This window comes from Pantoea sp. IMH, from assembly GCF_000599885.1.
Taxonomy (GTDB): domain Bacteria; phylum Pseudomonadota; class Gammaproteobacteria; order Enterobacterales; family Enterobacteriaceae; genus Erwinia.
Window position 1 is genome coordinate 801,174 of sequence record NZ_JFGT01000005.1, and the last position, 16,034, is coordinate 817,207.

A 16,034-nucleotide genomic window follows, 5' to 3' on the forward strand; every position below is an offset into this window, starting at 1 on the left:
ATGTCTCAGGCGGCTCTGAATGTTCGTAACCGTGAAGCGCAGGAGAAAGCGCGCTCCGGAAGGAGTAACGGAACACGGCTGGCGGGTATCCTCTTTTTGCTGATGGTACTGGGTGTGATGCTGGCCGGCGGCTTTGCCGTGGTGAAGTGGATGAATGATGCCTCACGGCTGCCGCTGTCGAAGCTGGTGGTCACCGGGCAGACTCACTACACCACCAATGACGATATTCGTCAGGCGATACTCTCTCTGGGCGAACCGGGCACATTTATGTCGCAGGACGTGGATGTGATCCAGCAGCAGATCGAACGTTTGCCCTGGATCCAGCAGGTCAGCGTACGGAAGCAATGGCCGGATGAGCTGAAAATTCACCTGGTAGAATATGTGGCGGTAGCGCGCTGGAACGATCTGCATATGGTGGATGCCGAAGGCAAATCCTTCACCGTTCCGGTCAGCCATCTGGGCAAGGAGACGCTGCCAATGCTCTATGGACCGGAAGGCAGCGAGAAAGAGGTCCTGGCCGGTTATCACCAGATGAACAGCGCGCTGGCCGCAGGAAAATTTAAGCTGAAGGCAGCCTCAATGACAGCACGTCGGTCATGGCAACTGGTGACAGAGGATGATATCCGGCTGGAGCTGGGACGCAGCGACAATATGAAGCGGCTGAAACGGTTCATAGAGCTCTATCCTTCCCTGCTTCAGCAGGCGCAGACGGACAATAAACGTATCAGCTACGTGGACCTGCGATATGACTCTGGCGCGGCAGTAGGATGGGCACCGGCTCTTATTGAGAACACTGACAGTAATCAGCAACAGAATCAGGCACAGGTTGGACAACAATGATCAAGGCGACGGACAGAAAACTGGTAGTTGGACTCGAAATCGGCACCGCAAAGGTCGCCGCTTTGGTAGGTGAAATTCTGCCCGATGGCATGGTCAATATCATCGGCGTGGGAAGCTGTCCTTCCCGGGGCATGGATAAAGGCGGCGTTAACGATCTGGAATCCGTGGTGAAGTGCGTGCAGCGTGCGATCGACCAGGCTGAGCTGATGGCGGACTGCCAGATTTCGTCGGTCTACCTTGCGTTATCGGGAAAACACATCAGTTGTCAGAACGAAATAGGGATGGTTCCTATTTCAGAAGAGGAAGTGACGCAGGAAGATGTGGAAAATGTGGTACATACCGCTAAATCGGTCCGTGTTCGTGACGAGCACCGCATCCTCCATGTTATTCCGCAAGAATATGCGATCGACTATCAGGAAGGGATCAAGAACCCCGTTGGCTTGTCTGGCGTACGCATGCAGGCAAAGGTGCATCTGATTACCTGTCACAACGATATGGCGAAAAACATCGTTAAAGCGGTTGAACGTTGTGGCCTCAAAGTTGACCAACTGATTTTTGCCGGTCTCGCCTCAAGTTTTGCGGTGCTGACCGAAGATGAACGTGAGCTGGGCGTCTGCGTTGTTGACGTTGGCGGCGGGACGATGGATATCGCGGTCTACACGGGTGGCGCGCTACGCCATACGAAAGTCATTCCTTACGCGGGGAATGTTGTCACCAGCGACATCGCTTATGCGTTTGGTACGCCGCCGACCGATGCGGAAGCGATCAAGGTTCGTCACGGCTGTGCGCTGGGCTCTATCGTCGGTAAAGATGAGAACGTTGAAGTTCCCAGCGTGGGCGGACGTCCTCCACGGAGCTTGCAGCGGCAGACGCTGGCCGAGGTGATTGAGCCTCGCTATACCGAATTGCTGAATCTGGTCAATGACGAGATTCTTCAGCTTCAGGAACAGCTGCGTCAGCAGGGCGTGAAGCATCATCTGGCGGCAGGCATAGTGCTGACCGGCGGCGCGGCGCAAATCGAAGGGCTGGCGGCCTGCGCCCAGCGAGTATTTCATACGCAGGTGCGTATCGGCCAGCCCCTGAATATTACCGGCTTAACGGATTACGCGCAGGAACCTTACTACTCAACGGCGGTAGGCTTGCTGCACTACGGAAAAGAGTCTCACTTAAGCGGTGAGGCGGATGTCGAAAAAAGAGCCTCGGTGGGCAACTGGTTCAAACGAATCAACAGCTGGCTGAGAAAAGAGTTTTAATTTTGAGAAAAGGAGATCATGCTAGACTTTTTTATGATCTCCAGGCGACAGGCACATAACGGAGAGAAATTATGTTTGAACCTATGGAATTAACCAACGACGCGGTGATTAAAGTCATCGGCGTCGGCGGCGGCGGCGGTAATGCCGTAGAGCATATGGTGCGTGAGCGTATCGAAGGCGTCGAATTCTTCGCCGTTAACACCGACGCCCAGGCGCTGCGTAAAACAGCGGTCGGCCAGACGATTCAGATCGGTAACGGAATTACCAAAGGTCTGGGTGCCGGCGCTAATCCGGAAGTGGGGCGCAACTCCGCAGAAGAAGATCGTGAAGCACTGCGTCAGGCACTGGAAGGTGCAGATATGGTCTTTATTGCAGCAGGCATGGGTGGCGGTACCGGTACCGGCGCCGCGCCTGTTGTGGCTGAAGTGGCAAAAGACTTAGGTATTCTGACCGTCGCAGTCGTGACCAAGCCCTTTAATTTTGAGGGCAAAAAACGCATGGCGTTTGCTGAACAGGGAATTGCTGAACTCTCCAAGCATGTTGATTCCCTGATCACTATTCCGAACGACAAACTGCTGAAAGTGCTGGGGCGCGGTATCTCTCTGCTGGACGCCTTTGGCGCCGCTAATGACGTGCTGAAAGGCGCGGTGCAGGGTATCGCCGAACTGATTACCCGTCCGGGTCTGATGAACGTCGACTTTGCTGACGTACGCACCGTGATGTCTGAGATGGGCTACGCGATGATGGGCTCCGGCGTAGCATGCGGTGAAGATCGCGCGGAAGAAGCGGCTGAAATGGCCATCTCCAGCCCGCTGCTGGAAGATATCGACCTGTCCGGCGCGCGTGGTGTACTGGTTAACATTACGGCTGGCTTTGACCTGCGTCTGGATGAGTTTGAAACCGTGGGTAACACCATTCGTGCATTTGCTTCCGACAATGCAACCGTGGTTATCGGTACGTCACTGGATCCGGAAATGAACGACGAACTGCGCGTGACCGTGGTGGCGACCGGTATCGGCATGGACAAGCGTCCGGAAATCACGCTGGTTACCAACAAGCAGCAGACGCAGCCTGTGATGGATCATCGTTATCAGCAGCACGGTATGGCCCCGCTGCCTCAGGAGCAGAAGCCTGCGGCGAAAGTGGTCAACGATCCGGGTGCGCAGCCTAACAAAGAGCCTGATTATCTGGATATTCCGGCCTTCCTGCGTAAGCAGGCGGATTAAGAATTTCCTGAGAATTGGGATTCTCCGCTCTTTGTGTTAAAATCTTCGCCCGCTGGTAAGTTATACTGGCGGTCGGATGAGTAATTTTGCGAGATAATACGATGATCAAACAACGGACACTAAAACGTATTGTTCAGGCGACTGGCGTCGGTTTGCATACCGGCAAAAAAGTCACCCTGACGTTACGCCCTGCGCCGGCTAATACCGGGGTCATCTATCGTCGCACTGACTTGAATCCACCGGTTGATTTCCCGGCTGATGCCAAATCCGTGCGTGATACCATGCTCTGTACTTGCCTGGTTAATGAGCATGACGTGCGTATTTCAACGGTCGAACACCTGAATGCTGCACTGGCTGGCCTCGGTATTGATAATATTGTGGTGGAAGTGAACGCGCCTGAAATTCCGATTATGGATGGCAGCGCTGCCCCCTTTATCTATCTGCTGATGGACGCGGGTATTGAAGAGCTGAACACGGCGAAAAAATTTGTCCGCATCAAACAGCCAGTCCGGGTTGAAGATGGTGACAAATGGGCTGAGTTCAGGCCGCATAACGGCTTTACGCTTGATTTTACTATCGACTTCAACCACCCGGCGATTGATGCCAGCTCGCAGCGTTACAGCATGGATTTCTCCGCTGAGGCTTTTACGCGTCAGATCAGCCGTGCCCGTACCTTTGGGTTTATGCGCGACATCGAAGCGTTACAGTCCCGTGGCCTCTGCCTGGGCGGCAGCTTCGACTGCGCTATTGTGGTCGATGACTATCGCGTGCTGAACGAAGATGGACTGCGTTTTGAAGATGAGTTTGTTCGTCACAAAATGCTGGACGCCATCGGTGACCTGTTCATGTGTGGCCACAATATTATCGGCGCGTTTACCGCCTATAAATCGGGCCATGCGCTGAACAACAAGCTGCTTCAGGCAGTACTGGCTAAGCAGGAAGCCTGGGAATGGGCAACCTTTGAAGACGAAGCGGAACTGCCGGTGACCTTCAGGGCACCTAATCTGGTTCTGGCGTAAGCCTGCCTTACTTATTACGACTGGTTGAACTGGTACTCTCTCCGGCCAGCGAGGCCAGTCGTTCTATAATCTTTTTCAGTTTTTCCGGGCTACGGCTCGCGACGCTTCGTAAAATCTCCGCACTCTGCTCGCTGAGCTGACGTCCTCCGGTTTTTTCTTCTTCTCCTGACCGATTGCTGTTTTCCTGAACGCTTTCTGACCCTTTTGCTGCCAGCGAAGGATTTATCCTGATGTCGATTGCCGTCAATGATGGTAATATTTGCGCTCGTAAAGCTGAAAGCAGGCTGGACTGTTCATAGCGCAAGCGCATCAGCCAGCTGGCATTAGCCGTTTCGAGTACCAGAATGCCCTGGCGGAAATTCGCCACGCGGCACCAGGGATGAAGCTGAGCGGGGAGAACGCCCTGCACAGCGCGATTCAGCTTATTCAGGGCAATGGCCCGTTGCTGAATGGACTGTAGCATGCCCTGACCTTCGGTGGCTTCGAACAAACTTTCAATTGATTGCGGGCGACTATCACGCATGGCGGGCTCCGGCGGAAAACAGTGGGTATTCTAAATCGTTGGCGACAATTTGGCAGGCGTTACTTCTGGCCGCATCTCCTGTTGGGGATGGTCGCGGCAAGCCTCGGCCTGCCTCATGCGTCAGCCTGCGACCGTACAACTTTATCAGAATCTCCGGCCAGAAGTCTTAATATCAGCAGTGGGGTTCATGGCGATCGTCTTGCGCTCTTGCAGGAAAGCCTCCGCCGTTCAAATTTCACTGTAGATTACTGGCATCAGCATGCCATCCGCACCGTCATTCGCCACCTTTCTTTTACGCTGGCACCGGTCAGTCTTCCTGCCGCCGAGCAGGCAATGCCGCTGGCGGTTCAGAAGCTGGCACTGCTCAACACGCTCAACGCGCTGTTAACCCATGAGGCTCGCCCGCCGGTTATAGTCCGTCTGACAGCGCTGCCACAGCAGGCGACCGGGCTTCGCTACCAGACCGGGCTCTGGCTGGCGCAGGTGCAGGGCATTCGTGCCGGGCCCGTCTCTCACGCATAACGTCTGTAGTTAACCCTTACATTACACGCTAAGTGCTTCACCGCAGCGCGCGGTGGCAGAGAGAATTTATTTATTATGTTAACCAAATTATTGACCAAAGTTTTTGGCAGCAGTAACGATCGTACCCTGCGCCGTATGCGCAAAGTTGTTGACCAGATCAACAAGATGGAGCCGGATTTCGAAAAGCTGTCTGATGATGAGCTGAAGGCGAAAACCAACGAGTTCCGTGCCCGTCTGGAAAAAGGTGAAGTGCTGGAAAACCTTATTCCGGAAGCCTTTGCCACCGTGCGTGAAGCCAGCAAACGGGTCTTTGGCATGCGTCACTTCGACGTCCAGCTGCTGGGCGGGATGGTGCTGAATGACCGCTGTATCGCGGAAATGCGTACCGGTGAAGGTAAAACCCTGACGGCAACCCTACCGGCTTACCTGAACGCTCTGAGCGGTAAAGGCGTGCATGTGGTCACCGTCAACGACTATCTGGCGCAGCGTGATGCGGAAAACAACCGTGCGCTGTTTGAATTCCTGGGGCTGAGCATCGGCATCAATCTGCCTGGTATGCCTGCGCCGGCCAAACGCGAAGCTTACGCGGCAGATATTACTTACGGCACCAATAACGAATATGGGTTCGATTACCTGCGCGACAATATGGCCTTCAGCCCGGAAGACCGTGTACAGCGTAAGCTGAACTATGCGCTGGTGGATGAAGTTGACTCCATCCTGATCGATGAAGCGCGTACGCCGCTGATTATCTCCGGTCCCGCGGAAGACAGTTCAGAACTCTACATTCGTGTGAACAAACTTATTCCTCATCTGATCCGTCAGGAAAAAGAAGATTCGGATACCTTCCAGGGAGAAGGGCACTATTCGGTAGACGAAAAGTCGCGTCAGGTTCATCTGACCGAACGCGGCCTGGTGGCGATTGAAGAGCTGATGGTCAGCGAAGGCATTATGGAGGAGGGCGAGTCGCTCTACTCCCCGGGCAACATCATGATGATGCACCACGTCACTGCCGCACTGCGGGCGCACGTTCTCTTTACGCGTGACGTTGACTACATCGTGAAAGATGGCGAAGTAATTATCGTTGATGAACACACCGGCCGTACCATGCAGGGTCGCCGCTGGTCTGACGGTCTGCATCAGGCCGTAGAAGCCAAAGAAGGTGTGGAAATCCAGAACGAGAACCAGACGCTGGCCTCTATCACTTTCCAGAACTATTTCCGTCTTTATGAGAAGCTGGCCGGAATGACCGGTACAGCCGATACCGAAGCCTTCGAATTCAGCTCTATCTATAAGCTGGAAACCATCGTGGTGCCTACCAACCGTCCGATGGTGCGTAAAGATCTGCCGGATCTGGTCTATATGACCGAGAAAGAGAAGATCGATGCGATCATTGAGGATATCCGCGAGCGTACCGCTAACGGTCAGCCGGTGCTGGTCGGGACTATCTCTATTGAAAAATCTGAAGTCGTCTCCAATGAGCTGACGAAGGCAGGTATCAAGCATGCGGTGCTGAACGCCAAGTTCCACGCCCGCGAGGCGGATATCGTGGCACAGGCGGGTCAGCCCGGCGCTGTAACTATTGCTACCAACATGGCCGGTCGTGGTACGGATATCGTGCTTGGCGGTAGCTGGCAGGCTGAAATTGCCGCGCTGACCGACCCAACACCAGAGCAGATTGAAGCTATCAAGGCCGCCTGGAAAATCCGCCATGATGCCGTGCTGGCCTCCGGTGGTCTGCACATTATCGGTACGGAACGTCACGAATCCCGTCGTATTGATAACCAGCTACGCGGTCGTTCAGGCCGCCAGGGGGATAACGGTTCATCCCGCTTCTACCTTTCAATGGAAGATGCGCTGATGCGTATCTTTGCGTCCGATCGCGTCACCAATATGATGCGTAAGCTGGGCATGAAGCCGGGCGAGGCAATTGAACACCCGTGGGTAACCAAGGCCATCGCTAACGCACAGCGTAAAGTGGAAAGCCGTAACTTCGATATTCGTAAGCAGCTGCTTGAATATGATGATGTGGCTAACGACCAGCGTCGTGCTATCTACAGCCAGCGTAACGAATTGCTGGATGTGTCTGACGTCAGCGAGACAATTGCCAGCATCCGTGAAGACGTGTTTAAAACCACCATCGACACTTATATTCCGCCTCAGTCGCTGGAAGAGATGTGGGATGTGGCGGGTCTGGAAGAGCGCCTGAAAAACGACTTCGATCTTGAGCTGCCGATTGCCCAGTGGCTGGACAAGGAGCCGGAGCTGCACGAGGAAACGCTGCGCGAACGTATTCTTACTGAATCAAAAGCGCAGTATCAGCGCAAAGAAGAAGTGGTTGGCGTGGAAATGATGCGCAACTTCGAGAAGGGCGTCATGCTGCAAACCCTCGACTCCTTATGGAAAGAGCACCTGGCGGCAATGGACTATCTGCGCCAGGGGATCCACCTGCGCGGCTATGCGCAAAAAGATCCTAAGCAGGAGTACAAGCGCGAATCTTTCGCTATGTTCGCGGCCATGCTGGAATCGCTGAAATATGAAGTGATCAGCACCCTGAGCAAGGTTCAGGTGCGGATGCCGGAAGAAGTGGAAGAGATGGAAGAGCAGCGCCGTGAAGAGGCCGAGCGCCTGGCGCAGCAGCAGCAGTTAAGCCATGTCGATACCGAAACCGAAGCAGCGATGGCGCTGGCAGAACAGACCGGCGAGCGTAAAGTGGGCCGTAACGATCCCTGCCCATGCGGTTCAGGTAAAAAATATAAGCAGTGTCATGGACGCCTGGCATAATCGTCAGCCATGAGAGCGTGAAGGCCGGCGAAATCCGGCCTTTTTTACGCCCTGCGATCGCGCACTAAGGGGTTACTGCAAACGCCAGCCTGAAAGGTAATGCAGCCTGGTAAACAGTCTGGAACCTGAGATATTTTGTAGAAAGCGAGTTAAGAATGAAGCATTTACAAGTAGCCGTAGGCATCATCCGCAACAACCAGCAGCAGATCTTTCTGGCCCAGCGGCCTGCCACTTCCCATATGGCGGAAAAGTGGGAGTTTCCGGGCGGGAAGATTGAATCTGGCGAAACGCCCGCAGAAGCCCTGAAGCGCGAACTGCAGGAAGAAACAGGCATTGAGGTGACCAGCGCCACGCCTTATGAGGTTGTCGATCATACTTACAGCGATCTGCGGGTCACGCTCCATTTCTTTATCGTCGACGGCTGGCAGGGTGAGCCCTGGGGACGGGAAGGTCAGCCTTCGCGCTGGGTCAGCCAGCAGGCTCTGGTGGCCGACGAGTTCCCGCCTGCCAATGCAGAGATTGTCAGGCGATTACAGGCAGTAACAGACGCTGACAGAGACTGCTGATTGAAATAAAACAGGGTGTAGGCCATCTTCTGACTGGCCTGTTCCATGGCTGGCCCGCCCGGTAAAGCGAGCGGGCCTTAACGGCTCAGTCTCTTTCCGGCGGGTTCAGTTCGCTCCAGTCCTCATTCTCCGCGTAATCGCCGGCACTCGGGATCCGTTTTTCCTCTGCTGCCCATTCGCCCAGATCGATTAGCTGGCAGCGCTTGGAGCAAAAGGGCCGCCACGGGCTTAGTTCATCCCAGATGACCTCTTTACTGCAGGTCGGACAGTTCACTATCGTCACATCATTCATCAGTAATAACCTTAACAGCAGGCAAGTTCAAAATCGAGGCGGGCCGGGACATCGCCGTGTTCGCTATCCAGCGGCAGGAAGCGAATGGCGAAGCGGCTCTTATGGCCGGAAACCTGCGGATACAGCGATGATTCCAGATCCAGCTGCAGACGCAGAAGCTCGGCACCTTCCGCATTATCCTGAAAAAAGCCGTTCAGGCTGGTCTGATTACGGAAAATGCCTGACTGGCGAATCAGATCCAGGATAAGCGTCAGCGCCTCACGGATTGGGGTCAGCGTCGCCATCCAGCCAGCAACCTGCGCATCGCGTACGCTTTGCTCCAGATGCAACCAGATATGCAAGGTAGGAAGGTCGAAGCTACAGCAGCCGCCGGGAATGCTAAGACGCTGACGAACCAGCCCAATCAGACGCTCCTCACGCAGCTGCTGGCCCATACGCGGCGCGGCCATCAGGACGACGGAGCGGGTTTTCAGACTGTCGCTTAACGCGTTGACCCGTTCCATATCCACACCAGGCACTTCCGCCCAGGCACGCAGTTTCTGTTGCTGTTTTTCCAGCTCTTTAACAATTTCAGTGCGCAGCTCGCCGCGCTCAAACACATCCAGCAGCTCAGCCGCGTTACGGAAAAACGCCAGCGCACCGTGATGATCGCTGATCTGCTGACTCTTCTCTAGTTGTTTAATCAGGAATTCAATACGCAGCCAGGTACGCATTTTTTCATTCAGGGGATATTCAAATAAAACAGTTGTGCTCATACAGTTAATCCTGGTGTACTTCTGCGGCCAGCTTCCGGTAGCGCCGATCGAGAAGGGCAACTCGGGCGGCCACCGCATCGGGTGACCCGCCGTTATCAATAATGTCATCTGCCACGGCCAGGCGTCTTTCCCGCGTGACCTGAGCAGCAAGAATATGTTCCGCCTGTTCGCGGGTTACGCCATCCCTTGCCATGGTGCGCGATAGCTGCGTATCGCGATCTACATCCACAACCAGCACCCGGTTGGCCAGATGCTGCAAATTATTTTCTACCAGAAGCGGCACTACCCACAGGCACCAGGGTGACGTGGTCATCGCCAGCTGGCGTTGGGTTTCAGCCTGAATAAGAGGGTGAAGCAGCGCGTTAAGCCAGGCTTTCTCTTCCGGCACGGTGAAGATACGCTGCCGCAGCGCGGCGCGATTGAGCCTGCCATCAGGCAGAATAACCTCTTCGCCGAATTTCTTGCGGACCGCATTCAGGGCAGGCTGTCCCGGCTCAACGACCTGCCTGGCAATGAGATCAGCATCGACAACATCAATGCCTCTCGCCGCAAATGCGTTAGCGATGGTGGTTTTACCGCTACCAATACCGCCGGTCAGCGCAACAGTATAGCGCATCAGCTTCAGTTCCCCCGGCTAGTGAGTGGATGCAGCCTTTACACGTGAGAATGGGCAGCGGCTGCAGGGAAAAATGTGGCCCGGCTCACATGATGAGTTTTTAGATAGATTTAGGGGATTGTAGCGTAAATAATCTTGAATTCGCAGTCTTGTCGCGCCGTTTTTAGTGCGTATGATAGCGTCACTGGAGCTGGCAGCAGCACCCAATCGTTCGATTGCGCCACCAACCAGGAAACTCGTCATGCGTATTGAAGAAGATATCAAGTTAGGCTTTAAGGATGTTCTGATCCGGCCAAAACGTTCCACGCTGAAAAGCCGTTCTCAGGTCGACCTGAATCGTCAGTTCACTTTCAAACACTCTGGTATCGCCTGGTCAGGTGTGCCGGTTATCGCCGCTAACATGGATACGGTAGGCACCTTCAGCATGGCCGAAGCGCTGGCCTCCTTTGAGGTGTTAACCGCTGTGCATAAGCACTACAGCGTGGAGCAGTGGCAGGCTTTTATCGCCCGGGTTCCCGAGAGCGTTCTGCGCCATGTGATGGTTTCTACCGGCACATCCGAGGCGGACTTTACCAAACTTAAACAGATCGTTGCGTTATCCTCTGCGCTGAATTTTATCTGTATTGATGTGGCTAACGGCTATTCCGAACATTTTGTCAGCTTCCTCCAGCGCGCCCGTGAAGCGTTTCCGGACAAGACGATCTGTGCGGGCAACGTCGTTACCGGTGAAATGGTTGAAGAGCTGATCCTTTCCGGTGCAGACATCGTCAAAGTGGGGATTGGTCCCGGTTCGGTCTGCACAACGCGGGTGAAAACCGGCGTAGGTTATCCGCAGCTTTCCGCCGTTATCGAATGTGCCGATGCGGCACACGGCTTAGGCGGGCAAATCGTTAGCGATGGTGGCTGCTCCGTGCCGGGCGACGTTGCCAAAGCGTTTGGCGGCGGGGCAGACTTCGTGATGCTTGGCGGCATGCTGGCTGCGCATGACGAGTGTGAAGGCAAAATTGTGGAAGAAAACGGCGAGCAGTTTATGCTGTTTTACGGCATGAGCTCCGAGTCGGCGATGAACCGGCACGTGGGCGGCGTCGCGGAGTATCGTGCGGCGGAAGGAAAAACGGTGAAATTACCCGTCCGTGGTCCGGTAGAACTGACCGCGCGCGATATTCTCGGTGGCCTGCGTTCAGCCTGTACCTATGTAGGTGCGGAGCGCCTGAAGGAACTGACCAAACGAACCACCTTTATTCGCGTGGCCGAACAGGAAAACCGCGTATTTAACCGGTAATCTTCCTGCCCGCCGCACCGTTGCGGTGGGCAGATCGCCTGAACATGAGCAGGATTTCACCCTGCCAGGCGTTTCTTTTTTCCCGCCAGAAACTATCCACCCAGCGCATTCCCCAGATTGAACACTGGCAGATACATCGCCACAACCAGCGCACCGACAATAAGCCCGGTCACCATCATCATGAGCGGTTCAAGGGCGGCAGCCAACGTATCGGCACGTTCGCTCGTGCTGTTTTCATGCAGGGTTGCCAGTCTTGCCAGCATGCTGTCCAGCATGCCTGCTTCCTCGCCCACTTTGATTAACTGGCCGCAGAGCGGCGTAAATAGCGGATGCTGTTTCAGAATGGTATGGAGTGGATTGCCGGCAGAGATATGCTGCTGAAATTGCGCGATGCATTCTCGCCAGATCCGCTGATGAAGCGTTTGTTCCACAGCCTGAAGGCCCTGCAGCAGCGGCAGTCCAGCCTGTTGTGTCAGTGAGAGCGTAGTGAAAATCGCGCTGATCTGAGCGCCTTTGTACAGGGCGCCAGCGAGTGGTAACCGGATCAAACAGCGCTCCATGCTGCGCTGCCAGTTGACGGGCAGTCGCTGAATATTCTTCAGGCAGAGAGGTATCAGCACTACAGGCGGAAGCAGAGTGATGCCGTAGTGCTGAAGCCAGTCTGAAAATGCGATAACCGCTACAGTAAAAGCGGGTAAGGGCGCGTCGAATGAGTGATAGACTGCAGCAAACTCCGGCAAAATCCAGACCAGCATGCCGTATGAGACAATAAGAGCCAGCGCCAGAATAAAAAGGGGATAGCGCAGCGCTTTCATCACTTTTTTCTGCAACTGCTGCTCTCTTTCCTGTTGGCTGGCAAGCTGAAGACAGCATTCATCAAGCTTGCCCGTCAGTTCGCCAACGTTCATGAGGGAAGCGTAGAGCGGCGGAAATACCTCAGGCCACTGCGCCAGTGCCGCTGAAAAAGCTGTTCCTTCAGACACCCGTTGTTGGATATCCACAAGAAGCGCCTGCCAGCCAGCATCGGCGTGATCCCCTGAGAGAAGCCCCAGGCTGACTGAAAGGGTTAAGCCTGATTTCAACAGCGTGGAAAGCTGCCGGAAGCACGCTATTTTACTCTCACCCCGCCAGGCGCTTGGCGGGTAGCGTTTTCCGCGTGAAAGCTTCAGCGGAATATGACCCATAGCGATCAGCCGCCCGATGACCTGCTCGCGGTTTTGACAGAAGAAGGCCCCCTGCTGAAAACGGCCACCCTCATCCAGCGCCTGCCAGCTAAACAGTCGCAGCGCAGCCATCATCTTCACTCACAATGCGGTAGAGCTCTTCAAGCGTTGTATCGCCCCGGTTCACACAATGGAGCCCTTCGGTAAAAAGCGTGTTCATTCCCTGCTGCCGGGCAATGTCCGCCAGCGCCTCGGGCCTCTCGCCGGCGGCGATAGCGATTTGCAGACGTGGCGTAACCGGCATCAGCTCAAACAGCGCTACGCGGCCATAAAACCCTGAGAAACAGCGCTCACACCCTACTGCGCGCCAGTTACGCACGGTACCCGGCCAGACGGTCGCCGGAAAGTCGGCCACGGCAGCGGCTGGCTGGCGACAGTGAGGGCAGAGACGCCGGACCAGCCGCTGGGCAATGACCAGCTTAAGTGCGGAGGCGAGCAGGTAGCCGGGAATGCCGATCTGCCCCAGGCGGATTAGCGTTTCCGTCGTGGAGTTAGTATGTAATGTTGAAAGCACCAGGTGGCCCGTCTGCGCGGCTTTCACCGCCGTTTCGGCGGTTTCGCCATCACGGATCTCTCCCAGCATGATGACATCGGGATCCTGCCGGAGCAGCGCGCGGAGTACGAGGTTAAAATCCAGCCCTGCTTTCACATTGATTTGGGTCTGATTGACGCCCGGTAGAGGAATCTCTATCGGATCTTCCACGCTACACAAATTTCGCTGTGGATGATTAAGCCAGCTTAATCCGCTGTAGAGGGTAAAGGTTTTACCGCTACCGGTAGGGCCTGTGACCAGAATCAATCCCTGCGGCCGGGCCAGCGCCTGGCGGTAGCGCCGCAGCAAAGCCGGCGACATCCCAAGATTTTCCAGCGCGACATCCTGGGTATGGCTTTGCAGCAGACGAATAACGGCTTTCTCGCCGAAGCGCGTGGGGAGTGTGGCGAGGCGAAATGACGCCGTTGTGCCGTTCAGTTCAAGCATGAACTGGCCATCCTGAGGAATACGCCGTTCTGAGGTATCAAGGCTGGCCAGAATTTTCAGGCGTGCCAGCAGTGAACTGCCGGCGTCCGCCTGTTCTGCCGGCAGGGTCTGCAACACGCCGTCGACGCGCAGTCGTATTCTCAGTGAATCAGACTGCGGCTCGATATGAATATCCGACGCGCGGCGTTGAACAGCCAGGGCAAGAAGCCGGTCGATACGTTCAGGGGCCGCCTGTTGCGAATCGCCCGCAGGCTCAGCCTCGGCCAGCGGGACGTTATCATGGTTTTGCAGAAACTGTTGCAGGCGTGCCTGAGGCCAGTATTCCATCTCAATGGCACTCTGGCATGCAAAGCGCAGCGCCTCCATCATTGTGGTGGAAGGGGAGGCAGCAACGGCAATTTTCAGGCGTTGCGGCGTGTGTTCCAGAATTGCCGCCTGGTGATGCAGACAGAGTTCCTGGATGGCTTGCTGTGCTGAAGAGAAGCTCATTCAGTACCTCCGGTAGTTGCATCGTCAAAGCGAAAAATACTTTCGCAGGCTTCGGTTAGCGCAGCGGCTGTACTGGTGCAGCTTCGCCGCCAGCGGATCCCACCTTCCGTTTCTTCCCATTCAGGCGTCATTGTGACGTTCAGGCCGCTGAGGCTCTCCTGGCCGGTCAGGGTGATCGTCCCTGCCTGTACGGAGACGGCCGAAACGTAACGGGATCCTTTGCCCGCAGGAATGCCATTGCTGCCCGCCGTACAGTTCCCTGTTCCGCCGCTTTCCAGTGCGCAAAGTTCAACGGCAGTTTTGTAAGGCATCGCCACCTGTAGCATGTCGGTCAGTGCGGCTTTTTGCAGATAGTTTTGATAAGCCGGCAGCCCAATGGCGCTGAGAATAGCGACGATAGCGATAACGATCATCAGTTCAATCAGGGTGAATCCTTGCTGCTTTTCCATAGCAATACTCCTCTCACAGTCGAGACCGGCACGTTAGCCTTTGGCAAAGAAACGGACCAGTAGCAGAAGCGCTCTCAGGAATGAGGGATGGAAACAAACGGATGAGGTTGCACTGCTGTGTCATTCAGATGCGGAGGAGGCCGCAAAAACGAAGGTGTGGGAAACAACGCCATCCGCAACAGATGGCGTTGGTCAGCTCAGCGCCGTTAACGAAAGCGCATGGAGAGGTCCAGCGCCCGGACGTGCTTGGTCAGTGCGCCAACGGAAATATAGTCAACGCCGGTTTCCGCAAAGCTCCTGATTGTCTGCTCTGTGACGTTACCTGAAACCTCCAGCAGCGCTTTACCGGCGGTCAATGCCACAGCCTGGCGCATCTGATCAACGCTGAAATTATCAAGCATGATGATATCCGCGCCAGCATCAATAGCCTGGCTCAGTTCGCCGAGCGTTTCGACCTCAACCTCGACCGGGACATCCGGATGCAGCCAGAACGCTTTTTTCACTGCTTCCTGCACAGAGCCGGTGGCAATAATGTGGTTCTCTTTAATCAGAAATGCGTCAGAAAGTCCGAGGCGATGATTGGCACCGCCGCCGCACAGTACGGCGTATTTAAGCGCCGTCCGCAGCCCCGGGATCGTTTTGCGCGTGTCGAGCAACTGCGTGCGCGTGCCTTCAAGAAGTGCGACATAGCGGCTGACCTCGGTCGCCACGCCCGACAGCGTCTGGACAAAGTTCAGCGCAGTACGCTCGCCGGTCAGTATGATCGCTGAGGGACCAGTTACCTCAAACAGCGGCTGATCGGCACTAATTGGCTCGCCATCGTCAACGTGCCACACAATACGGGTCTGGTTGCCAAGCTGAATAAAAACTTCTTCGACCCAGCGTTTGCCGCAAAAAATGCCCGGCTCACGGGTAATGACGACGGCATGAGACGTTGTATCAGCAGGCAGCAGGCTGGCAGTAATGTCCTGGCAGGGATCCACTTCCCCACCCAGATCTTCCCGCAAAGCCTGGGCGACGCCCGGCGGGATATCTTCTTTAATGCGATTCAGTAAGGCGTCACGGCGGCTGTCCGGATCGTAGCGACGGGTGGACATTATTTCACTCCGGGTATCGGATAAGAGAGTCCGGCAATGCTAGCCTTTTTAGGCTTTTCTTACCAGATGCATGCAGACTGTGCGTCGGGCTGAGGCGTTTTTTAGCCTGTAAGGCAGGCTGA

General features: G+C 55.3%; 16 protein-coding genes. 8 read left to right on the forward strand and 8 right to left on the reverse strand.

The annotated features are described in order from the left end of the window. The 4 genes from ftsQ (at position 1) to lpxC (ending at position 4,338) form a co-directional block, all read left to right on the forward strand. Entirely contained in the window at positions 1 to 840 is an 840-nt protein-coding gene (gene ftsQ / locus EA20_RS0112040; RefSeq protein WP_024967067.1) for a cell division protein FtsQ, read from the forward strand. Then, positions 837 to 2,093 carry a cell division protein FtsA gene (ftsA, locus tag EA20_RS0112045; protein ID WP_024967068.1) on the forward strand — a complete coding sequence of 419 codons (1,257 nt, stop codon included), beginning with the start codon at positions 837 to 839 and terminating at the stop codon, positions 2,091 to 2,093. The genes ftsQ and ftsA overlap by 4 nt, the downstream gene beginning before the upstream one ends. A 71-nt stretch (positions 2,094 to 2,164) precedes the next feature. Continuing rightward, positions 2,165 to 3,319, forward strand: coding sequence for a cell division protein FtsZ (gene ftsZ, locus EA20_RS0112050; protein WP_024967069.1), 1,155 nt, complete (start codon positions 2,165 to 2,167; stop codon positions 3,317 to 3,319). Positions 3,320 to 3,420: 101 nt separating this feature from the next. Continuing rightward, entirely contained in the window at positions 3,421 to 4,338 is a 918-nt protein-coding gene (lpxC, locus tag EA20_RS0112055) for a UDP-3-O-acyl-N-acetylglucosamine deacetylase (RefSeq protein ID WP_024967070.1), read from the forward strand. A 7-nt stretch (positions 4,339 to 4,345) separates the two neighbouring features. On the opposite strand, the gene EA20_RS0112060 is transcribed toward lpxC, so the two are convergent. Further along, positions 4,346 to 4,861, reverse strand: coding sequence for a DUF721 domain-containing protein (locus EA20_RS0112060; protein ID WP_024967071.1), 516 nt, complete (start codon positions 4,859 to 4,861; stop codon positions 4,346 to 4,348). Positions 4,862 to 4,882: 21 nt separating this feature from the next. Between EA20_RS0112060 and secM the strand changes: the two genes are divergently transcribed. From secM to mutT, 3 genes are all read left to right on the forward strand, one after another. After that, complete coding sequence (secM, locus tag EA20_RS0112065; protein ID WP_024967072.1) at positions 4,883 to 5,383, forward strand: secA translation cis-regulator SecM; 501 nt, start codon at positions 4,883 to 4,885, stop codon at positions 5,381 to 5,383. A 75-nt stretch (positions 5,384 to 5,458) separates the two neighbouring features. Continuing rightward, positions 5,459 to 8,164: a preprotein translocase subunit SecA gene (gene secA, locus EA20_RS0112070; RefSeq protein ID WP_024967073.1), complete on the forward strand. Its 2,706-nt coding sequence runs from the start codon at positions 5,459 to 5,461 to the stop codon at positions 8,162 to 8,164. A 155-nt stretch (positions 8,165 to 8,319) separates the two neighbouring features. Further along, positions 8,320 to 8,730 carry an 8-oxo-dGTP diphosphatase MutT gene (gene mutT, locus EA20_RS0112075; protein WP_024967074.1) on the forward strand — a complete coding sequence of 137 codons (411 nt, stop codon included), beginning with the start codon at positions 8,320 to 8,322 and terminating at the stop codon, positions 8,728 to 8,730. 85 nt (positions 8,731 to 8,815) lie between these two features. Here the strand turns inward: mutT and yacG are convergent, their stop codons facing one another. From yacG to coaE, 3 genes are read right to left on the reverse strand one after another with little or no spacing between them, the layout of a single operon-like run. After that, positions 8,816 to 9,022 carry a DNA gyrase inhibitor YacG gene (gene yacG, locus EA20_RS0112080; RefSeq protein ID WP_024967075.1) on the reverse strand — a complete coding sequence of 69 codons (207 nt, stop codon included), beginning with the start codon at positions 9,020 to 9,022 and terminating at the stop codon, positions 8,816 to 8,818. Between the two features lie 11 nt (positions 9,023 to 9,033). Beyond that, the gene (gene zapD, locus EA20_RS0112085; RefSeq protein ID WP_024967076.1) at positions 9,034 to 9,777 is read right to left on the reverse strand and encodes a cell division protein ZapD; all 744 of its coding nucleotides are present in this window, start codon (positions 9,775 to 9,777) and stop codon (positions 9,034 to 9,036) included. 4 nt (positions 9,778 to 9,781) lie between these two features. After that, positions 9,782 to 10,393 carry a dephospho-CoA kinase gene (coaE, locus tag EA20_RS0112090; RefSeq protein ID WP_024967077.1) on the reverse strand — a complete coding sequence of 204 codons (612 nt, stop codon included), beginning with the start codon at positions 10,391 to 10,393 and terminating at the stop codon, positions 9,782 to 9,784. Between the two features lie 241 nt (positions 10,394 to 10,634). Between coaE and EA20_RS0112095 the strand changes: the two genes are divergently transcribed. After that, entirely contained in the window at positions 10,635 to 11,675 is a 1,041-nt protein-coding gene (locus tag EA20_RS0112095) for a GMP reductase (protein WP_024967078.1), read from the forward strand. A 92-nt stretch (positions 11,676 to 11,767) separates the two neighbouring features. On the opposite strand, the gene hofC is transcribed toward EA20_RS0112095, so the two are convergent. The 4 genes from hofC to nadC all read right to left on the reverse strand — a co-directional run bounded on the left by hofC (position 11,768) and on the right by nadC (position 15,912). Further along, the gene (gene hofC / locus EA20_RS0112100) at positions 11,768 to 12,970 is read right to left on the reverse strand and encodes a protein transport protein HofC (protein ID WP_024967079.1); all 1,203 of its coding nucleotides are present in this window, start codon (positions 12,968 to 12,970) and stop codon (positions 11,768 to 11,770) included. Then, positions 12,948 to 14,366 carry a type II secretion system protein GspE gene (gene gspE, locus EA20_RS0112105; RefSeq protein WP_024967080.1) on the reverse strand — a complete coding sequence of 473 codons (1,419 nt, stop codon included), beginning with the start codon at positions 14,364 to 14,366 and terminating at the stop codon, positions 12,948 to 12,950. Before gspE ends, hofC begins: the two co-directional genes overlap by 23 nt. Beyond that, positions 14,363 to 14,815 (reverse strand): prepilin peptidase-dependent pilin, encoded by a 453-nt coding sequence (ppdD, locus tag EA20_RS0112110; RefSeq protein ID WP_024967081.1) that lies wholly within the window; start codon positions 14,813 to 14,815, stop codon positions 14,363 to 14,365. The genes gspE and ppdD overlap by 4 nt, the downstream gene beginning before the upstream one ends. A gap of 206 nt (positions 14,816 to 15,021) precedes the next feature. After that, on the reverse strand, positions 15,022 to 15,912 hold the full coding sequence (gene nadC / locus EA20_RS0112115) for a carboxylating nicotinate-nucleotide diphosphorylase (protein WP_024967082.1): 891 nt from the start codon (positions 15,910 to 15,912) through the stop codon (positions 15,022 to 15,024). Positions 15,913 to 16,034: the final 122 nt, after the last annotated feature.